16 protein-coding genes and 2 tRNA genes are annotated in these 17,577 nt (G+C 71.3%); 2 read left to right on the plus strand and 16 right to left on the minus strand.

Features of this window, described 5'->3' with window-relative positions:
- Positions 1-366: 366 nt before the first annotated feature.
- The 7 genes from OG709_RS10995 to OG709_RS11025 form a co-directional block, all read right to left on the minus strand.
- Positions 367-2,853 carry a ComEC/Rec2 family competence protein gene (locus OG709_RS10995; RefSeq protein ID WP_329165836.1) on the minus strand — a complete coding sequence of 829 codons (2,487 nt, stop codon included), beginning with the start codon at positions 2,851-2,853 and terminating at the stop codon, positions 367-369.
- The gene (locus tag OG709_RS36055) at positions 2,850-3,473 is read right to left on the minus strand and encodes a helix-hairpin-helix domain-containing protein (protein ID WP_443068533.1); all 624 of its coding nucleotides are present in this window, start codon (positions 3,471-3,473) and stop codon (positions 2,850-2,852) included. Before OG709_RS36055 ends, OG709_RS10995 begins: the two co-directional genes overlap by 4 nt.
- Before the next feature lie 720 nt (positions 3,474-4,193).
- Positions 4,194-5,039, minus strand: coding sequence for a DegV family protein (locus OG709_RS11005; RefSeq protein WP_250298393.1), 846 nt, complete (start codon positions 5,037-5,039; stop codon positions 4,194-4,196).
- Positions 5,040-5,098: 59 nt separating this feature from the next.
- Complete coding sequence (locus tag OG709_RS11010) at positions 5,099-5,863, minus strand: hypothetical protein (RefSeq protein ID WP_250298394.1); 765 nt, start codon at positions 5,861-5,863, stop codon at positions 5,099-5,101.
- Positions 5,864-6,055: 192 nt separating this feature from the next.
- Positions 6,056-8,971, minus strand: coding sequence for a leucine--tRNA ligase (gene leuS / locus OG709_RS11015; protein WP_250298395.1), 2,916 nt, complete (start codon positions 8,969-8,971; stop codon positions 6,056-6,058).
- A gap of 363 nt (positions 8,972-9,334) precedes the next feature.
- A tRNA-Ala gene (locus tag OG709_RS11020) sits at positions 9,335-9,407 on the minus strand.
- Between the two features lie 84 nt (positions 9,408-9,491).
- The gene (locus OG709_RS11025) at positions 9,492-9,725 is read right to left on the minus strand and encodes a hypothetical protein (protein WP_250298396.1); all 234 of its coding nucleotides are present in this window, start codon (positions 9,723-9,725) and stop codon (positions 9,492-9,494) included.
- Between OG709_RS11025 and OG709_RS11030 the strand changes: the two genes are divergently transcribed.
- Positions 9,664-9,912 carry a hypothetical protein gene (locus OG709_RS11030; RefSeq protein ID WP_250298559.1) on the plus strand — a complete coding sequence of 83 codons (249 nt, stop codon included), beginning with the start codon at positions 9,664-9,666 and terminating at the stop codon, positions 9,910-9,912. The two genes, OG709_RS11025 and OG709_RS11030, sit on opposite strands and share 62 nt — an antisense overlap.
- Before the next feature lie 340 nt (positions 9,913-10,252).
- Here the strand turns inward: OG709_RS11030 and OG709_RS11035 are convergent.
- From OG709_RS11035 to OG709_RS11065, 7 genes are all read right to left on the minus strand, one after another.
- Positions 10,253-10,325: transfer RNA gene (locus OG709_RS11035), tRNA-Ala, on the minus strand.
- Positions 10,326-10,437: 112 nt separating this feature from the next.
- Entirely contained in the window at positions 10,438-11,091 is a 654-nt protein-coding gene (locus tag OG709_RS11040; protein ID WP_250298544.1) for a histidine phosphatase family protein, read from the minus strand.
- Entirely contained in the window at positions 11,088-11,564 is a 477-nt protein-coding gene (gene rsfS / locus OG709_RS11045) for a ribosome silencing factor (protein WP_250298397.1), read from the minus strand. Before rsfS ends, OG709_RS11040 begins: the two co-directional genes overlap by 4 nt.
- Positions 11,565-11,633: 69 nt before the next feature.
- Entirely contained in the window at positions 11,634-13,373 is a 1,740-nt protein-coding gene (locus OG709_RS11050; RefSeq protein ID WP_329165838.1) for an LCP family protein, read from the minus strand.
- A gap of 18 nt (positions 13,374-13,391) precedes the next feature.
- Complete coding sequence (gene nadD, locus OG709_RS11055; RefSeq protein ID WP_250298400.1) at positions 13,392-13,988, minus strand: nicotinate-nucleotide adenylyltransferase; 597 nt, start codon at positions 13,986-13,988, stop codon at positions 13,392-13,394.
- 47 nt (positions 13,989-14,035) lie between these two features.
- Positions 14,036-14,197: a hypothetical protein gene (locus tag OG709_RS11060; RefSeq protein ID WP_250298401.1), complete on the minus strand. Its 162-nt coding sequence runs from the start codon at positions 14,195-14,197 to the stop codon at positions 14,036-14,038.
- An 81-nt stretch (positions 14,198-14,278) separates the two neighbouring features.
- Positions 14,279-14,422, minus strand: a complete 144-nt coding sequence (locus OG709_RS11065; protein WP_250298402.1) for a hypothetical protein — start codon at positions 14,420-14,422, stop codon at positions 14,279-14,281.
- A 116-nt stretch (positions 14,423-14,538) separates the two neighbouring features.
- On the opposite strand from OG709_RS11065, the gene OG709_RS11070 reads away from it, so the two are divergent.
- Positions 14,539-15,675, plus strand: a complete 1,137-nt coding sequence (locus tag OG709_RS11070) for a M48 family metallopeptidase (RefSeq protein WP_250298403.1) — start codon at positions 14,539-14,541, stop codon at positions 15,673-15,675.
- A 93-nt stretch (positions 15,676-15,768) separates the two neighbouring features.
- On the opposite strand, the gene OG709_RS11075 is transcribed toward OG709_RS11070, so the two are convergent.
- Positions 15,769-16,830 (minus strand): SCO2583 family membrane protein, encoded by a 1,062-nt coding sequence (locus tag OG709_RS11075; protein ID WP_329165840.1) that lies wholly within the window; start codon positions 16,828-16,830, stop codon positions 15,769-15,771.
- A 119-nt stretch (positions 16,831-16,949) separates the two neighbouring features.
- On the minus strand, positions 16,950-17,576 hold the full coding sequence (locus OG709_RS11080; RefSeq protein WP_326694910.1) for an SCO2584 family spore wall biosynthesis protein: 627 nt from the start codon (positions 17,574-17,576) through the stop codon (positions 16,950-16,952).
- Position 17,577 lies beyond the last annotated feature (1 nt).

Below are 17,577 nucleotides of genomic sequence, written 5' to 3' on the forward strand. Positions count from 1 at the left end.
GTCGTTGTCGGGGCGGCGACCCGTTGACGAATAGACATTCGATCATTGTGGGGGCGTTCTGGGCAAACTGTGCTGGTCGTGGGGGTTGGCGTCACCTGTCACGACTTGTACTCCCTGCGAAGTGGACGAACCCGTACCGCCGGAGACGTCCCGCAGCACCGGCACCCGGTGCTGCCGCGCGGAGTCCTCGGGTCTACGTGCGGAGGCCTCGGGTCTACGTGCGAGGACCTCGGGGCAGCCGTCCGGGTCCCGCCGCACGGCAGGCGTCCAGGTCACGCCGTACGACCGACGTCCGAGAGCGGCCGCTGCCATCGCCGTCGCCATCGCCATCGCCATCGCCGTCGCCGTCGCCATCGCCGTCGCCGGTCAGCCTCCGTTGGGTATGGCGCGCAGCGCGGGCCCCGTGCCCGTCACCGCGATGGAGCCGTCCGTGTCGGTACGCAGCACGGTGGCGCCGCCCGCGCGCAGGGCCGCGACCGTACGCGGGGCCGGGTGACCGTACGGGTTGTCCTGCCCGCACGAGATCAGCGCGAGCCGAGGGTGGACGGCACGCAGCAGGCCGGGGTCCTGGTACGCCGAGCCGTGATGGGCGACCTTCAGCACGTCCACCGGGGGCAGCGCCGGGTAGGCCCGTAACAGCGCTTCCTGCGCGGGTGGTTCCAGATCGCCGGGGAGCAGCAGGGTCAGGCCGGCGGCGTGCACGAGCAGGGTGACACTGGCGTCGTTCGGTCCGTCCGGGACCGGCGCGGGTCCGGCCGGTGGCCACAGCACCTGCCAGCCGAGCTGTCCGATACGGCGCTGCTCCCCCGGTCCCGCCCGGACCACAGGGATGTGCGCCGCCGCTGCCGCTCTCCGTACGGACGCGCTCTGGTCCTGCGGGTCCTGGAGGTTCGTCGTCTCGATCGTGCCGACGGCCCGGCCGCGCAGTACGCCGGGCAGCCCGGCCACATGATCGGCATGGAAGTGGGTGAGCAGGAGGAGCGGGATACGGGTGACGCCGAGTTCACGCAGGCAGTGGTCGACGAGGTGCGGATCCGGGCCCGCGTCGATGACAACGGCTGTCCCCGCACCTGCCGCCAGCACAGTGGCATCGCCCTGGCCGACATCACACATCGCGTACGTCCAGCCGGGAGGTGGCCAGCCGGTGACGACACGGGTGAGCGGAGCGGGCCGCAGCACGGCGACGAACAGCAGCAGTACGCAGACGGCCGCCACCCAGGGGTGATGGCGCAGCCTTCGGGCGGCGGCCACGAGGGCCACCGTGACGACGGCGAGCAGCAGTGCACCGGACCGGCCCCCGGGCCAGTCGACCTGCGCGCCGGGAAGTGCGGCACCACCGCGTGCGACGGCGGCGATCCACCCGGCCGGCCATCCCGCGCACCGGGCCAGCACGCCTGCCACCGCCGTGGACACCGGAGCGGTCGCCAGAGAGGCGAAGCCGAGGACCGTCGCGGGTCCCACCGCGAGTTCGGCGAGGAGATTGCAGGGGACGGCCACCAGCCCGACCCGGGACGACAGCAGCACGATGACCGGGGCGCAGACCGCCTGTGCGGCGGCTGCCGCCGCGACCACCTCGGCGAGCCGCGGCGGCACTCCGCGCCGTTGCAGCGCGGCGCTCCAGGTCGGCCCGATGGTGAGGAGGGCGCCGGTGGCCAGGACGGAGAGGACGAAGCCGTAACTGCGGGCCAGCCAGGGGTCGTACAGCACCAGCAGCAGTACCGCTGCGGCCAGTGCCGGGATGAGCGATCTCCGGCGCCCCGTGCCGATCGCGAGCAGCGTGACGAGTCCGCAGGCCGCGGCCCGCAGCACGCTCGGATCCGGTCGGCACACGATCACGAAGGCCAGGGTCAGTATCCCGCCGAGCACGGCCGTCGCCCGCAGCGGGATGCCGAACCGCGGTGCGAGCCCGCCCCGTTCGGCCCGCAGCGCAGCACCGGGCGGGCCGATCAGCAGAGCCAGGATCAGCGTGAGGTTACTTCCCGACACCGCGAGCAGGTGCGTCAGGTCGGTGGTCTGGAAGGCGTCGCGGAGGTCGGGCGGAATCCTGGAGGTGTCCCCCACGACCAGCCCGGGAAGCAGGGCCCGCGCGTCCGGGGCGAGCCCGTCGCTCGCCGCCCGCAGCCCGGCACGCAGGTCTCCCGCCAGGCTCTGGACACCGGTCGGCGCTCCGGTGACGCGCGGGGGCTCCCTGCCCGGCACGCTCAGTACGGCAGCGATGCGGTCGTCGTCCGACAGCGGAGCCTCCAGCCGAGCGGTCAGCCGCAGCCGGGTGGTGGGCAGCAGCCGCTGCCACTCGGCGGAGTGGGCGATCACCAGGACGGGAGTACGGACGGTGGACGTGCTGCCGCCGGGCGCCCGTACTCGGGTGATCTCCGCGTCGAGGACGAAGGACGGGGGCGCCGCGTGGTCCCCGCGGATCCGGGGACGCGTCGGACGGGGATCGGACGTGACGGTCAACTCCGCTGTGACACGGGCCGATTGGCGCGCCAGCCCTGGCACCGGGCCCCGCCGGGCATCGGCCCCGTGCAGTCCGCCCGAGACCGCGCCCGCAGCGGCACAGAGCAGAGTCGCCGCCGCGGCGGTCGCGTTCAGCCGGTTTCCCGGCCGGACGGCCCGGCGCACCAGCAGCACCGCTGCCGCACAGACGCAGGCCGCGACCGCACAGAGCGTCCACCGGCCCGGTGCCGCCACAGCCAGGGCCGCCGCAGCCCACGCGGCCAGTGCGGGCGCCACCAGCCGCAGATCGACAGGGCCCTCCTGCCGTGGATCGGACGCGCCGAGCCGGTGGCCGGATGCCGCGTGGACTGCGGTGCGTGCCACGGCTGTTGGCAGTGGTCCGCCTGAACGTGTCATGGCTGTACGAGAGGCTGGAGGTCGGAGAAGCGCCGGTCACCGATGCCGTTGACCTCACGGAGCTCACCGACGGAGCCGAAACCGCCGTGCTGGGTGCGGTAGTCGATGATGTGCTGAGCCAGTACGGGGCCGACGCCGGGCAGGGTGTTGAGCTGCTCCGCAGTGGCGGTACTGAGGCTCACCGGCGCCGCGGCGGCCCCGGTCGGCGGGCCGGTGCCGCCCGCAGGAGCGGCGCCTCCGCCGACCGCGGACTGTGGTGCGGGCGGCTCACCGACGACGACCTGCTCGCCGTCGGTGAGCACCCGTGCCCGGTTCAGCCCGACCGCGTCCACTCCCGCCTTGATCCCGCCGGCCGCCCGCAGGGCGTCGGCGACCCGCGAACCGGCGGGCAGGCGCTGGATTCCCGGGCTACGGACCTTGCCGCTGACATCCACGACGATCCGTGCGGCGGACGCCCCGGTCGGCCCGGCGCCGGCAGGCTGCCGGGGCCGACCGGGTGCCGCTGACCCGGCTGACGCCTTCGGAACGGCAGCGGGCGCCCCCTCGCTGACCATCTCCGGAGCTCTGACGGATTGGGGGCGTCCGGTCCAGAAGTGCTGGACGGCGAAGACCACGGCCACCACGAGGACGGCAGCCAGCGCGGCGAGTGTCCGGGGAGCGAGTCCGCACCGCGCCTGCGCCCATAACGGCAGACGCTCACGCAGCGCTGCCCCGGCGCCGGTCACGGCCGCGCCGATTCTGCCGGCCGACGAGGGCGCCGCGGATACGCCCGGCCCGCCTGCGGCAACCCCCGCACGCGCCCCACCGGTTGCAGCCGAACCACCCGGCGTACTTGGCGCACCCGCCGCACCCGCCGCACCCGAAACCCCGGGACCACCCGGACCTGAACCGCCGGGGCCGGGACCACCCGGACCGCTATCCCGACCTGTGCCACCCCGACCCGTGCCACCTCGACCCGTGCCATCCCGACCCGTGCCACCCCGACCTGGAACACCAAGATCTGGAACACCAAGATCTGCACACTCGACCCGCTCGACCGGCGCAGCCCTCCCCACCGATTCCCTCGGCGCAGCCGGAAACAGCGCCTCCGCGCGCAGAAGCAGTGGCGCCCGGGGCGACGGCGTACGGACTCGTCGCGAACGGCGTCGTGCGGCGGCATGGCGGGCGCGGCCGTCCGACGCGGGCGCACGGCCGGGGCCGCTGGTCGCAGAACGTGGGCTGAGCGTTCGGGAAGTCATGCCACGAGACGGTAGGCATCTCCCCCGGCCCCCGCTGATCAAGGTCAATTTCGGTGGAGAACCCGGCACTTGTGGATAACACCGCCACCCGATCGAGCGGCTTCAGCGCAGTGAGACGACAACTCCCAGCAGTCCCGGTCCGGTATGCGCTCCGATGACCGCGCCCACCTCGCTGACATGCAGGTCGACCAGGCCCGGCACACGGTCGCGCAGCCGTTCCGCGAGCGCCGCCGCCCGCTCGGGCGCCGCCAGATGGTGTACCGCGATGTCCACCTGATCCGCCCCCGCCCGGTCGGCGGCGATCTCCTCCAGCCGGGCGATCGCCTTCGAGGCCGTGCGTACCTTCTCCCGCATTTCGATCCGGCCGCCGTCGAGCTCCAGCAGCGGCTTCACCGCGAGCGCCGAGCCGAGCAGCGCCTGTGCCGCACCGATCCGGCCGCCGCGGCGCAGGTAGTCCAGGGTGTCCACGTAGAAGTACGCGGACGTGCCCCCGGCGCGCTTCTCCGCGGCGGCCACCGCCTCGTCCAGCGTGCCGCCGGCCTCCGCGGTCCCGGCGGCCGACAGTGCGCAGAACCCGAGGGCCATGGCGACCACGCCGGTGTCCACCACCCGTACCGGTACGGGCGCTTCCTTCGCCGCCAGCACGGCGGCGTCGTACGTCCCGGAGAACTCGGCCGACAGATGCAGCGAGACGATGCCGGTCGCCCCCGCCTCGGCTGCCGCCCGGTAGGTGGCCGCGAAGACCTCGGGGCTGGGCCGGGACGTGGTCACCGAGCGCCGCTTCTGAAGGGCCAGGGCCAGTGCGCGGGCCGAGGTCTCCGTACCGTCCTCCAGGGCCCGGTCGCCGAGGACCACGGTCAGCGGCACCGCTGTGATGCTGTGCCGCACCAACGTCTGCTGCGGCAGGTAGGCCGTGGAATCGGTGACGATCGCGACATGGCGGGACATGAGCGGGAGATTACCCGCAGGTGCCGGGGCACGGCAGCGCGGCCCCTCCCGGCGATCACTCAGGTGGTGCTCTCCGGGCGGCCGGTCTTCTGCCACGGATAGCGGCGCCGCGGTTCGTCGCGGTCCCGCCCGGTGATCGCCTCGGGTCCCGCAGTGGTCCCGGACGCGGCGCCCGGTCCGGTGTCCTTCGCGGACCGCCGCCGCGCGCCCGCGGTCGAAGCCGAAGCCGAACTCGAACCCGGCCGCTCCCCTGACGCCGTACCGGCCCCCTCCTCGCCGGAGGTCGTCCAGTGCCGCAGCGCCCCCGCCTCCACATCGATCTCCGCGTTCAGCGCGATCAGATCGTCGTCGGCGAACCTCCGGGCCCGGTCCCGGGCCGCCCAGCGCAGTGCGTCGGCCGAGTGCGTGATCTGCTCCGTACGCTCCCGCAGGCCGGGCAGTCGGCGGCCGAGTCCGGTCTTGTCCGGCTCGCGCTCCAGCCGTCTCAGCTCAGCGTCCAGCTCCAGGCCGTGCACGCTGAGCCGTTCGAAGAGTCCCAGCGTCTCGCGCAGCGACTCGTCCTCCGCCACGCCCGCGTGCAGGGCGTCCTGGGTGGCCCTCATCGACGTACGCAGTGTGAGCCTCAGCTGCGCCAGTTCGCCCCCGGCGCCCGGCTGGCCGTAGCTCTTCGCGCGCAGCGCGGTGTCCTCGACGGTGCGCCTGGCCTGCGCGATCGTCTGGTCCACGCCCCGCCTGGCCGCGCCGACCACCTTGACGGCCGCGTAGGCCCCCACCCCGACGAAGGCGAGGAAGAGCAACGCCAGGATCAGGATCAGGGCTTCCATGAGGCATCCCTCGGTTGTCGACGCGGTGCGGACTCTTCGTGCCGGACCCGGTATCTCCACCGTAAACGGAAAGGGCAGGCCGGAGGTTCCTCAGGAACCCCCGACCTGCCCCTGGGGGGAAAGCTCGCACCCCACGCGGGACCGGTGCCGTACTTGGTGCCGTACCGGAGCACCGGATGCCATGCTGCGGGGCTACGCGGGCACGATGTTCACCAGCTTCGGCGCCCGCACGATCACCTTGCGGATCCCCGCCTCACCCAGCGCCGCGACGACGGCCGGGTCGGCCAGCGCCAGCTTCTCCAGGTCCGCGTCCGTGATCGACGGCGAGATCTCCAGGCGCGCCTTGACCTTGCCCTTGATCTGCACGACGCAGGTCACGGTCTCGTCCACCACGTACGCCGGGTCGGCGGCCGGGAAGTCCTGGTGGACCACCGAATCGCTGTGCCCCAGCTTGTGCCACAGCTCCTCGGCGATGTGCGGTGCCAGCGGCGCGACCAGCAGCACCAGCTGCTCGGCCACCGTGCGCGGTACGGCGCCGCCCGCCTTGGTCAGGAAGTTGTTCAGCTCGGTGATCTTGGCGATGGCGGTGTTGAAGCGCAACCCGGCCAGGTCCTGGCCGACCCCGTCGATCGCCTTGTGCAGCGCGCGCAGCGTGTCCTCGCCGGCCTCGGCGTCGGAGACGGTGACCTCACCGGTCTCCTCGTCGACGACATTGCGCCACAGCCGCTGCAGCAGCCGGTACTGTCCGACCACCGCACGGGTGTCCCACGGCCGTGAGACGTCCAGCGGGCCCATCGCCATCTCGTACAGCCGCAGCGTGTCCGCGCCGTACTCGGCGCAGATCTCGTCCGGAGTGACGGCGTTCTTCAGGGACTTGCCCATCTTGCCCAGGACCCGGGTGACCTTCTCGCCCGCGTACCAGAAGCCGCCGTCCCGCTCCTCGACCTCGGCGGCCGGAACGGCGATGCCGCGGCTGTCACGGTAGACGAAAGCCTGGATCATGCCCTGGTTGTACAGCTTGTGGAACGGCTCGACCGAGGAGATGTGCCCCAGGTCGAACAGGACCTTCGACCAGAACCGCGCGTACAGCAGGTGCAGTACGGCGTGCTCGGCGCCGCCGACGTACAGGTCCACACCGCCGTGCGGCATGCCTTCGCGCGGCCCCATCCAGTACTGCTCGATGGTGGGGTCGACCAGCTTCTCGCTGTTGTGCGGGTCCAGGTAGCGCAGCTCGTACCAGCAGGAACCGGCCCAGTTGGGCATGGTGTTGGTCTCGCGCCGGTACTTCTTGACGCCGTCCCCGCGGCCCAGGTCCAGCTCGACGTCGACCCAGTCCTCGTTGCGGGACAGCGGGGTCTCCGGCGAGGTGTCGGCGTCGTCCGGGTCGAAGGTGCGCGGCGAGTAGTCCTCGACCTCGGGCAGCTCCAGCGGCAGCATCGACTCGGGCAGCGAGTGGGCGATGCCGTCCTCGTCGTAAACGATCGGGAAGGGCTCGCCCCAGTAGCGCTGGCGGCTGAACAGCCAGTCGCGCAGCCGGAAGTTGACCGTGCCCTCGCCGATACCGCGCGCGGTCAGCCACTCGGTGATCCTGGCCTTGGCCTCGACGACGCCCAGACCGTCCAGGGAGATGTCGGTGTCGGCGGAGTTCACCAGCTTCGCGTCGTGCGCCACGAAGGCGTCGTCCCAGGCCGAGGTGTCCGTACCACGGCCGTCGGACGGCTCCACGACACAGCGCATCGGCAGTTCGAAGGCGCGCGCGAAGGCGAAGTCGCGGCTGTCGTGCGCGGGGACGGCCATGATCGCGCCGGTGCCGTACCCCATCAGCACGTAGTCGGCGATGAAGACGGGCACCGGCTCGCCGCTGACCGGGTTGACGGCGTACGCGCCGGTGAAGACGCCGGTCTTCTCCTTGGCGTCGGCCTGGCGCTCGACGTCGGACTTCGAAGCGGCGAAGGCGCGGTACCGGGCAACAGCCTCGGCCGGGGTCGCGTGGCCGCCGGTCCACACCTCGTGCGTGCCCTCGGGCCAGGCGTCGGGGACGATCGACCGCTCGCCGGAGATCAGCTCGTGCTCGGGCGCCAGCACCATGTACGTGGCACCGAAGAGCGTGTCCTGGCGGGTGGTGAACACCGTGATCCGCTCGGAGCCGGAGCCCACCGCGAAGTCCACCCGGGCGCCCTCGGAACGGCCGATCCAGTTCCGCTGCTGCAGCTTGATCGCTTCGGGCCAGTCCAGCGCGTCCAGGTCGGCCAGCAGCCGGTCCGCGTACGCGGTGATCCGCATGTTCCACTGGCGCAGCTTCGCCTTGAAGACGGGGAAGTTGCCGCGCTCGGAACGGCCGTCCGCGGTCACCTCCTCGTTCGCCAGTACGGTGCCCAGGCCGGGGCACCAGTTGACGGGGGCGTCCGACGCGTACGCCAGGCGGTACTCGCCCAGCAGGTTCGCGCGCCCCTCCGCGTCCAGTTCGCTCCACGCGCGCGGGCCGGGCACCGTGCGCTCACCGCTCTCGAACTGGGCGATCAGCTCGGCGATCGGGCGCGCCCGCTCCGCGTCCCGGTCGTACCAGGAGTTGAAGATCTGGACGAAGATCCACTGCGTCCACTTGTAGTACTCGGGGTCGATCGTGGCGAACGACCGGCGGTTGTCGTGGCCCAGCCCCAGCCTGCGCAGCTGGGATTTCATGTTCTCCATGTTGGCCTCGGTCGAGGCCCGCGGGTGGGTGCCGGTCTGCACGGCGAACTGCTCGGCCGGCAGCCCGAAGGCGTCGAAGCCCAGGGTGTGCAGGACGTTGTGCCCGGTCATGCGCTGGTGCCTGGCGTAGACGTCCGTGGCGATGTAGCCCAGCGGGTGGCCGACGTGCAGCCCGGTACCCGAGGGGTACGGGAACATGTCCATGACGAACTTCTTGGGCCGGGCCGCCAGGACCGGGTCGTCCGCCAGGTCACCGGTCGGGTTCGGCGCCTCGTACGTGCCGTCGGCGTCCCAGAAGTCCTGCCAGCGTGCCTCGATGTCAGCGGCCATGGCAGCCGTGTAACGGTGCGCTGCGGTCACCTCGGAAGGGACTCCTCCCGCGCTTTCGGCAGCGGAGGAAGAATTCGTCTCGCTCATGGTCCTCAAAGCTCCATCGGTCGTCTCTGCCCGCGTTCCCCGCGGCTGCGGCGCCAGTGGCACCAAACGAAAAAGCCCCTCGCACAGGAGGGGACGCCGCGCTGATGCCGACCGGGGGACTTCATCGGTCGGGACTGATTCAGCGCGGCTCGCTAAGCAGAAGGCGTACGGCACGCATGGCGTCAGGGTACCGCAGGCCCCTCACACCGCGCACAGACGTATCGGGAACCGGGGAACAGGGCCCGGGGGTGTCCCGCCGCACAGGCCGACGGCACGCGCCCCGGCCGCAGGAACAGGCACGGCGGCGGACAAGCAAGAAGCGGGCCACCCTGTTCGGGTGACCCGCTTCCCACTGCTTCACTGTGGAGCTAAGGAGAATTGAACTCCTGACCTCCTGCATGCCATGCAGGCGCTCTACCAACTGAGCTATAGCCCCGTGCTGTGTGCCGTTCCGGGGGATTCCCCTTCGGCTCCGCCAACATTACACGGTCCACCGGGTGCTCCGCCAAATCCATTCCCGTCAGGCGGTGGCGAAGGAGTAGAACCGCTTGAGCGTGCAGTGGTCCTCCAGCAGCCGGCCGTAGATCGGCTCGCCCTCAAGCTCCCGGTACGTCTCGATCGGGTCGCCTTTTATGATCAGCGCCCGCGCGCACTCCTCGCACCAGTACTGGTAGTCGGCGTTGACCGGATCCATGTCGCGGACGATGGGCGTACCGCTGCCGCACCAGTCGCATTTCCTCCTGTGTGCACCCATCGGTCAGCTCCAACTGTGGCCGCAGGCCGGGCACATGCACGACATCCCGCCGCTGTCGCCGAGTGTCCGGGCGGTGTGGGGGGAACCGTGGGGCGGGCAGTCGGGCCGCGTGCGGGCCGTCGCCCCGCCGACCAGGGCATGGACACTCTGGAGCGTGCTCGCGGGCATCGCGCTCTCCCCTCCCTGACGGGCCGTCGTCCCTCCGGCGGTCCGATTCTGCCATGGCCCCGCAAGGGGGTCAGTGGCGTCGGCGAACGAGCACGGCCGCATCCCCGGGAGCACGGCCCGGGTCGGGCCCGCGGGCGAACCGTTTCGCCCGCCCCGGCCCGGTGGCCGTGGGGCGCTCTCCGCGCCGCGGGCGAGGTCGTGGACGGAGTCCGGGCGAACGGAACGCGGCCCCGCCGGGGGCGAACGGAACGCGGCCCGCCGGGGGCGGCCGGCGCGAACCCGGGGAGCGCCGGGGCCCGTTGACGAGCTGCGGGCATACAGAAAATCCCGCCCCCTGACGGGGACGGGATTGTCGATTGTGGAGCTAAGGAGAATTGAACTCCTGACCTCCTGCATGCCATGCAGGCGCTCTACCAACTGAGCTATAGCCCCGCTGTTCGCTTCGCTTGCTGCATTCTCTGCGGCCCTGCGGCGCGAACAAGAAGAACTTTAGCGTGTGAACAGCCAGAAAGTGAAATCCGCCCGGACGGCCACCGGGGAGCCCTCAGTCGTCGTCGCCGAACACCGGCTCCGGAAGGGTCCCGGCGTTGTGCTCCAGCAGCCGCCAGCCACGGGCACCCTCGCCCAGGACCGACCAGCAGCAGTTGGAGAGGCCGCCCAGGCCCTCCCAGTGGTACGACTCCAGACCGAGGAGCCGACCGATGGTGGTGCGGATGGTGCCGCCGTGGCTGACGACCACGAGCGTGCCGTCGTCGGGCAGTTCGTCGGCATGTTTCAGCACGACCGGGGCGGCCCGGTCGGCGACCTCGGTCTCCAGCTCACCGCCACCGCGCCGCACCGGCTCACCGCGTTTCCACGCGGCGTACTGCTCGCCGTAACCCGCGATGATCTCGGTGTGCGTGAGTCCCTGCCAGGTGCCCGCGTACGTCTCGCGCAGGGCGGAGTCGTACGCGATGCCGAGGCCGGTGACCGCGCCCAGTTCACCTGCGGTGGCCGCTGCTCGCCGCAGGTCGGAGGCGACGATCGCGTCGGGCTTCAGCGAGGCGAGCAGCCGGGCGGCCCGGCGCGCCTGGCCGACGCCTTCCTCGGTCAGCTCGATGTCCGTGGTGCCCTGGAAGCGCCGCTCCAGGTTCCACGCGGTCTGGCCGTGCCGCCAGAGCACGATGCGGCGGCCACGGCCGCCCGTGGTGCCGTTCAGTGCAGCTCACCGTCCAGGTCTGCGTCGTCCATGTCCAGGGGGAGATCCTGGCCGGCGTCGCCGCCGCCGTTGAGCTTGGCGTGCTCCTCGGCCTTGCCGCGGGTCTTGACGGCGTCCTCGGGGAGCGGGATCTCGGGGCAGTCCTTCCAGAGCCGCTCCAGCGCGTAGTAGACGCGCTCCTCGCTGTGCTGGACGTGGATGACGATGTCGACGTAGTCGAGCAGGATCCAGCGGGCGTCGCGGTCGCCCTCACGGCGCACCGGCTTGGCGCCGAGGTCCTTGTTCAGCCGCTCCTCGATCTCGTCGACGATCGACTTGACCTGGCGGTCGTTGGGAGCGGAGGCGAGCAGGAAGGCGTCGGTGATCGACAGCACATCGCTGACGTCGTACGCGGTGATGTCGTGCGCGAGCCGGTCGGCGGCGGCCTGGGCGGCGGCGTTGATGAGCTCGATGGAACGGTCCGTGGCGGTCACTGGCAGGCTTTCGTCGGCGGTCGGGGAGACTCCCTAGGGTCTCACGGACCGCCGACGGTCCCGTAAACGTTATTTGACCTGGTAGTCCTGGCCGAGTACCACCGAGACGTCCGCGCTCGCCCCGACCTTGCCCTTACGGACCGAGCCGGCCGGCAGACCGAGGGTCTTCGCGACCTCGGTCGCGTTCTCCTTCTGCGCCGCGTCACCGTAGGTGACCTGCGACGACGTGCTCACGCTCGCCTCGCTGCCGATCAGGACCGTGTAGCCGCCGTTGACCAGGTCGATCCTGGCGCGCTCCGTCGCGGCCGTCTTGCCACTGGCGTTCGAGATGCCCACGCTCACGGCGGTGCCCTTCGCGGGCGCCGTCACCGAGCCGCCGAGGATCTCCTTGACCACGCCGTCGCTCGTCTGCTGGGTGAGCGTGCCGTCGCTCTGCACGGGCAGCAGGGTGGTCCGGTAGTCGCCCTTCTTGGCATGCGCGGCGAGTTTGGCCAGCGAGGCGCCCAGGTCCTTGTCCGTCAGGGACGGATCCTGGATCTGCGCCAGGTTCTTCACCGTGGTCGTCGCGGCCTGCGGGTCGTCCGAGATCTTCTTCAGCACGCCCGTCATGACCTGCCCGAAACGCTGGAGCTGCTTCGCCTCGGGCTCGCCGGGCGCGCGGTACGTGGCGTACGCCACAGCCATCTGCCCGCTGAGCGTCTGCCCCGTGCCCCGGTGCACCAGCGGATCGGCGCCCTTCTTGCTGTCCGGAACATCGGTGTCGGTGTCGATCTCGATGTTGCCGACCAGCTCGACCAGGTTCTCCAGGTACGGGGTGTCGAGCCGCCAGGTGCCGCCGATCTTGGCTCCGAGCAGGGTGCCGAGCGCCTGCCTGGTGCCGTCCGAGCCGTCGTCGTCGACGGACTTGCCGAGCGTCGTGGCGGTGCCGTCGTCGTTCGCCACGGAGAGGGAGTTGGGCAGCAGGACCGTGGTCCCGTGCCCGGTGGTGACGTTGTCGACGAGGAGCGCGGTGGACGTGCCGCCGCCCTTCGTGTTGTGCAGGTGGACCACGATCACGTCGTGCTGCTGCGCGCCGGATGCTGTCGCGTTCTTGCTGTCCGAGCCGGAGAGTCCCGGCAGCATGCCCGCGTACCAGAGGTATCCGATGCCGCCCGCGACGACGAGTGCCACCACGACGATCAGCGAGACGACGCGGTTGCGGCCCCGGCGCCTGGCCTCCTCGCGCCGCTCGGTGCGGCTCTCGGTGAACTTCAGCCAGTCGATGACGTCTTCGGAGTCCTCGTCGGGCTCTTCTATGAAGGAGAACTGTTCAGTCCGGTAGTCGACTTCGTCCGAGGCCGGACGGCGCTGACCGGGAACGGGCCGCTGCGGCGGAGCCTGCTGCACCTGTGTCTGCTGCGACTGCTGTGCCTGGCCCGGCTGTTGGGGCTCCGGAGGCCGTGGCGCCGCAGCCGGTGGGGCGGGAGCCTGCGGCTGCGGCGGGTGGGGCTGCTGCGGTATCCACTGCTGTGTGGTGTCGACCGCGGGCTGCTGCCCGGTGTCGACCACGGGCTGCTGCCCGGTGCCGTAGTCGTAGCCCTGCTGCTGGTACGCCTCAGTCGAGTGCTGAGGCTGGGCGTACGGGTCGTATCCGTACCCCTGTTGCTGGGGCTGCTGCCCGTACTGGTCGTACTGGGGCGGCTGTTGCTGCTGTTGCTGTTGCTGCTGCACCTGCTGGTACACCGGCTGCCCGTACTCGTCGTACCCGACGAGCTGCATCGGCTGCCCGTACTGGTCGTACTGGACATACGGGTTCTGTCGGTCGTTCAACGGTGCCCCTCTCCACGGTCATTCGCCGCGGTACAGCTGGCGCTTGTCGATGTAGCGCACCACACCGTCCGGAACCAGATACCAGACCGGGTCCCCCTGTTCGACCCGGGCCCGGCAGTCGCTCGACGAGATCGCCAGGGCCGGCACCTCCACCAGGGAGACACCGCCTTCCGGCAGGCCGTCGTCCGTCAGGACGTGACCAGGCCTGGTCACGCCGATGAAATGAGAGAGTCCGAACAGTTCCTCCGCGTTCCGCCAGGTGAGGATCTGGGAGAGCGCGTCGGCCCCGGTGATGAAGAAGAGGTCCGCGTCGGTGTGGGTCTCGCGCAGATCCCGCAGGGTGTCGATGGTGTACGTCGGCCCGCTGCGGTCGATGTCGATGCGGCTCACCGAGAACTGCGGGTTGGACGCGGTCGCGATGACCGTCATCAGATACCGGTCCTCCGCCGGGGAGACGACCTTGTGGCTCTTCTGCCACGGCTGCCCGGTCGGTACGAACACCACCTCGTCGAGATGGAACTGCGAGGCCACCTCACTGGCGGCGACCAGGTGTCCGTGATGGATCGGGTCGAAAGTCCCGCCCATCACGCCGAGACGCCTCTTCTGCTCTCCCATGCGTGCAGACCCTACTGGCCCGTCTGTTGCCCGTCTGCGATCCGGTGTCAGCGGTCGCGGTTGAAACGGGTGGTGATCCACAGCAACAGGAGGAGCGCGAAGAGCGCGCCGCCACCGGTGAGGAAGGGGCTCAGGCTTGGATGGTTACCGCCGTGCTCACCCTCGGCAGCGAGAGTGGCCAGGTTGGCGGCAGTGTGGTGGAGGCTCATGGTCAGCAGGACCTATCCGGGAGTCGGAGCGGGGGCTTCGCGAACATCGTATGCGGGCCTCCTGGGCACGCTCACGCCGACTCAGTCGTTGTTGCGATATCCACGCAGCAGAAACCAGGCGAGCAGGGCAGCCCCGACGATCAGGACAACCAGGAGAACCCGCAAGGTATCGCCCGGCCCCTGCTGGTCGGCGGCAGCAGCAAGCAGTGTGGTCGCGTCCGGCATCACGGGCGTGCTCCTTCTCGGTGTAGGACCCCCGCCACACGTTAGCCCCACCGCATACTCTGGGGCCCGTCAGGGGGACGAGCAGGGACTCGAAGACAGAAGGCAGGGGGACATTCATGACAGACAGCAGTCACGAGAACAGTCACGAGAACGTGCCGGGCAGGCAGCGCAAACGCTTCGAGGGCATTTCCTCGCGGGCGTACGAGCACCCGACCGACCGCTCGGCGCTGGTGGCGCTGCGCAGGCTCACCGGCTTCGACACCGTGTTCAAGGCGCTCAGCGGGCTGCTGCCCGAGCGCAGCCTGCGGCTCCTCTTCCTCTCCGACTCGGTGCGGGTGAGCGACGCCCAGTTCGCCCACCTCCACGTCATGCTGCGGGACGCCTGCTACATCCTGGACCTGGAGAAGGTCCCCGCCATGTACGTCACGCAGAACCCGCAGCCCAACGCCATGTGCATCGGCCTGGACGAGCCGATCATCGTGGTCACCACGGGGCTCGTCGAGCTGCTGGACGAGGAGGAGATGCGCGCGGTCGTCGGCCACGAGGTGGGCCATGCGCTGTCCGGTCACGCGGTCTACCGGACGATACTGCTGTTCCTCACCACCATCGCGCTGAAGGTCGCCTGGATCCCGCTGGGCAATGTCGCGATCATGGCGCTCGTGACGGCGCTGCGCGAGTGGTTCCGCAAGTCGGAGCTCTCGGCGGACCGGGCCGGGCTGCTGGTCGGCCAGGACCTCAGGGCCTCGATGCGCGGCCTGATGAAGATCGCCGGTGGCAACCACCTGCACGAGATGAACGTCGACGCGTTCCTGGCGCAGGCGGAGGAGTACGAGGCGGGGGGCGACCTGCGCGACTCCGTGCTGAAGATCCTCAATGTGCTGCCGCGTTCCCACCCGTTCACCACGGTGCGTGCCGCCGAGCTGAAGAAGTGGGCGGAGAGCCGGGACTTCCAGCGGATCATGGACGGGCACTACCCGCGGCGTGACGAGGACAAGGAGACGTCGGTCTCCGACTCCTTCAGGGAGTCCGCGTCGCACTACGCCGACACGGTGCGCACCAGCAAGGACCCGCTGATGAAGCTGGTCGGCGACATCGCCGGCGGAGCGGGTGACCTGGGCGGGAAGCTGCGCGGGAAGTTCACCGGCGGGGGCGGTTCCGGCGGGGGCAAGGGCAGCGCGGGCAAGGGCGACGGCGCGTCCGGCAGCGGCACGGACCGCCCCACCGGCGACGGCGAGGGACCGGCCGGGAGCTGACGGCGCAGCGCCGGTCACGGGCACCGGTTCGCTCAGCAGCTGACGGCGCATCGCCGGTCACGACACCGGTTCGCTCGGGGCTGCGAGCGCCGGTCACGGCCTGACGGCGAGTGTCCCGCACAGCGCGGCGGCCGGCTGCCCGGTGGCGTACGGATCCGTGCCCGCCGGGCCGCCGGCCGCCGCGTGCTGACCCGCGAGCAGGGGCCGCAGCCGGTTCACCGCGTCGGCCGTGCAGCTCTGCGGCCCGGCCTGTACGTAGGCGGACGCCAGCCGTGCCTGTTGCAGCCGCAGGTCGTCCGTGCCGAAGCGGAAGCGCACCTCACGGCGGACGGTGAACAGCGAGGCGCCGCCCGCCTTCGCGGGTCCGGTGGCGGCAGGCCTGAGCGCGTACACGAAGACGTGGTCGGAGGCCACCTCCAGCGTCCCCGCCGCCACCTCCTGGTACGCCAGGGTGCCCGACACCCGGACCTGCGGGTCGGCGAGCGCCACCTGCGCGGGGTCGAAGCGCACCAGCCAGCCGGTCGCCGCGTGGCCGCCGTCGGCGGACGGCGACGCGAGGCTCTGTTCGAACTGGCTGTACTGGTCCGGGGCGAGCAGGGCCCGTACCCGGTCCGTCGAGCCGCCCATCAGGACGGCCGGGTCGAGCGAGGACTCCACCACGTACTTCTTGGCCATGGCCAGCGCCGCCGACACCTGGACGTCCGAGAAGTGCGAGGTGCGCCGGAACGCCGGGGGGTTCACTCCCGCGGCTCCGATACGGAACTGGGCGGCGGGGCTGTGCGCGAACAGCCCGGCGGCCGTGCCCCCCGGTACCGCGCCCCGCGGCGCCAGCGGGATCACTGTCGACCGCAGCGGATCGGAGGCCGTGCCGCCCGGCGCCAGGTACGGATGGCGCACCCCCATGAAGATCGCCGCACCGAGGGCCAGCGTGACCACCATGAGCACGACGAGCATCTGTCTGGGGCCCCTCAGCAGCCGCACGGAGCGGCTGCGCACGGCCGGCGCGTGGTCGCCCATGCGCTCCTGGGCGGAGAACTCCTGGAGCCGGGCAGCCCGGATGAACGATTCGTCGAAGACGACGGACCGGTACTCGTCCTCGCCACCGCCGGGCAGGCCGTCGGGTGCTCCATCGGGTGGCTCATCGCGCCCCGCCATACCTTCAGATTAGGTCGCGGCGGGGCTGCGTAAACGCCCTGGTACAGGACAACTTGCGGGGGCACCCGGCTCGGCGGGCACCGGCGGGCGCTCCTGGGGGCCCCGTCGGCCCGGTGTGGTCAGGGCGTACGGGGAATGGCCGAAACCCGGGGCGGCGACGAACCGGCCGGAGCCGTGGCGGGGGCGGATACCTGCGGCCGGGTGACGGTTGCGCCGCCCGGTACCTTGCCGACCCCCGTCGTGACGGGCGGCGGCACCTGGTCCTGCCGGCCGGCCGACGCTCCGTGGTACACGGCGGCGAAGGCCAGGGCGACCATGCCGATCCCCATCACCAGCGCCAGCAGCCAGGCCACCGGCCGGAGCCAGCGGGCCCGGCCGCGGTAGGGCCGCAGTACGCCGCCGTGCCGCCCGTAGGGACCGTTCTCGCCGCCGTCGGGGCCGTCGTATCCGCCGGCCCGCTCCGGGTCGTACGGACGGCCGTAGCCGCCCGTACCCTCGCCGAAGTACTCCTCGTAGAGGTCGTCGTCGACCGACAGGGCGCTCGCCCGCGCTCGGGCCGCCTCGGCCTCGGCGCGTGCCTCGGCAGCGGCCAGCAGCCGCTCCACGGCGGTCGGTTCGTGGATCGTGGCGGCCCGCACGAAGTCCTCGCCGAACACCACGGAGGCGAATTCCTCGTCCGCTCCTCCGCGGTCGTCGTCAGGCTCCCAGCCGTCCTGGAACGGCTTGCCCCCCACGTCGTCCGGCACG

It is taken from the genome of Streptomyces sp. NBC_01267, assembly GCF_036241575.1.
Lineage (GTDB): Bacteria > Actinomycetota > Actinomycetes > Streptomycetales > Streptomycetaceae > Streptomyces.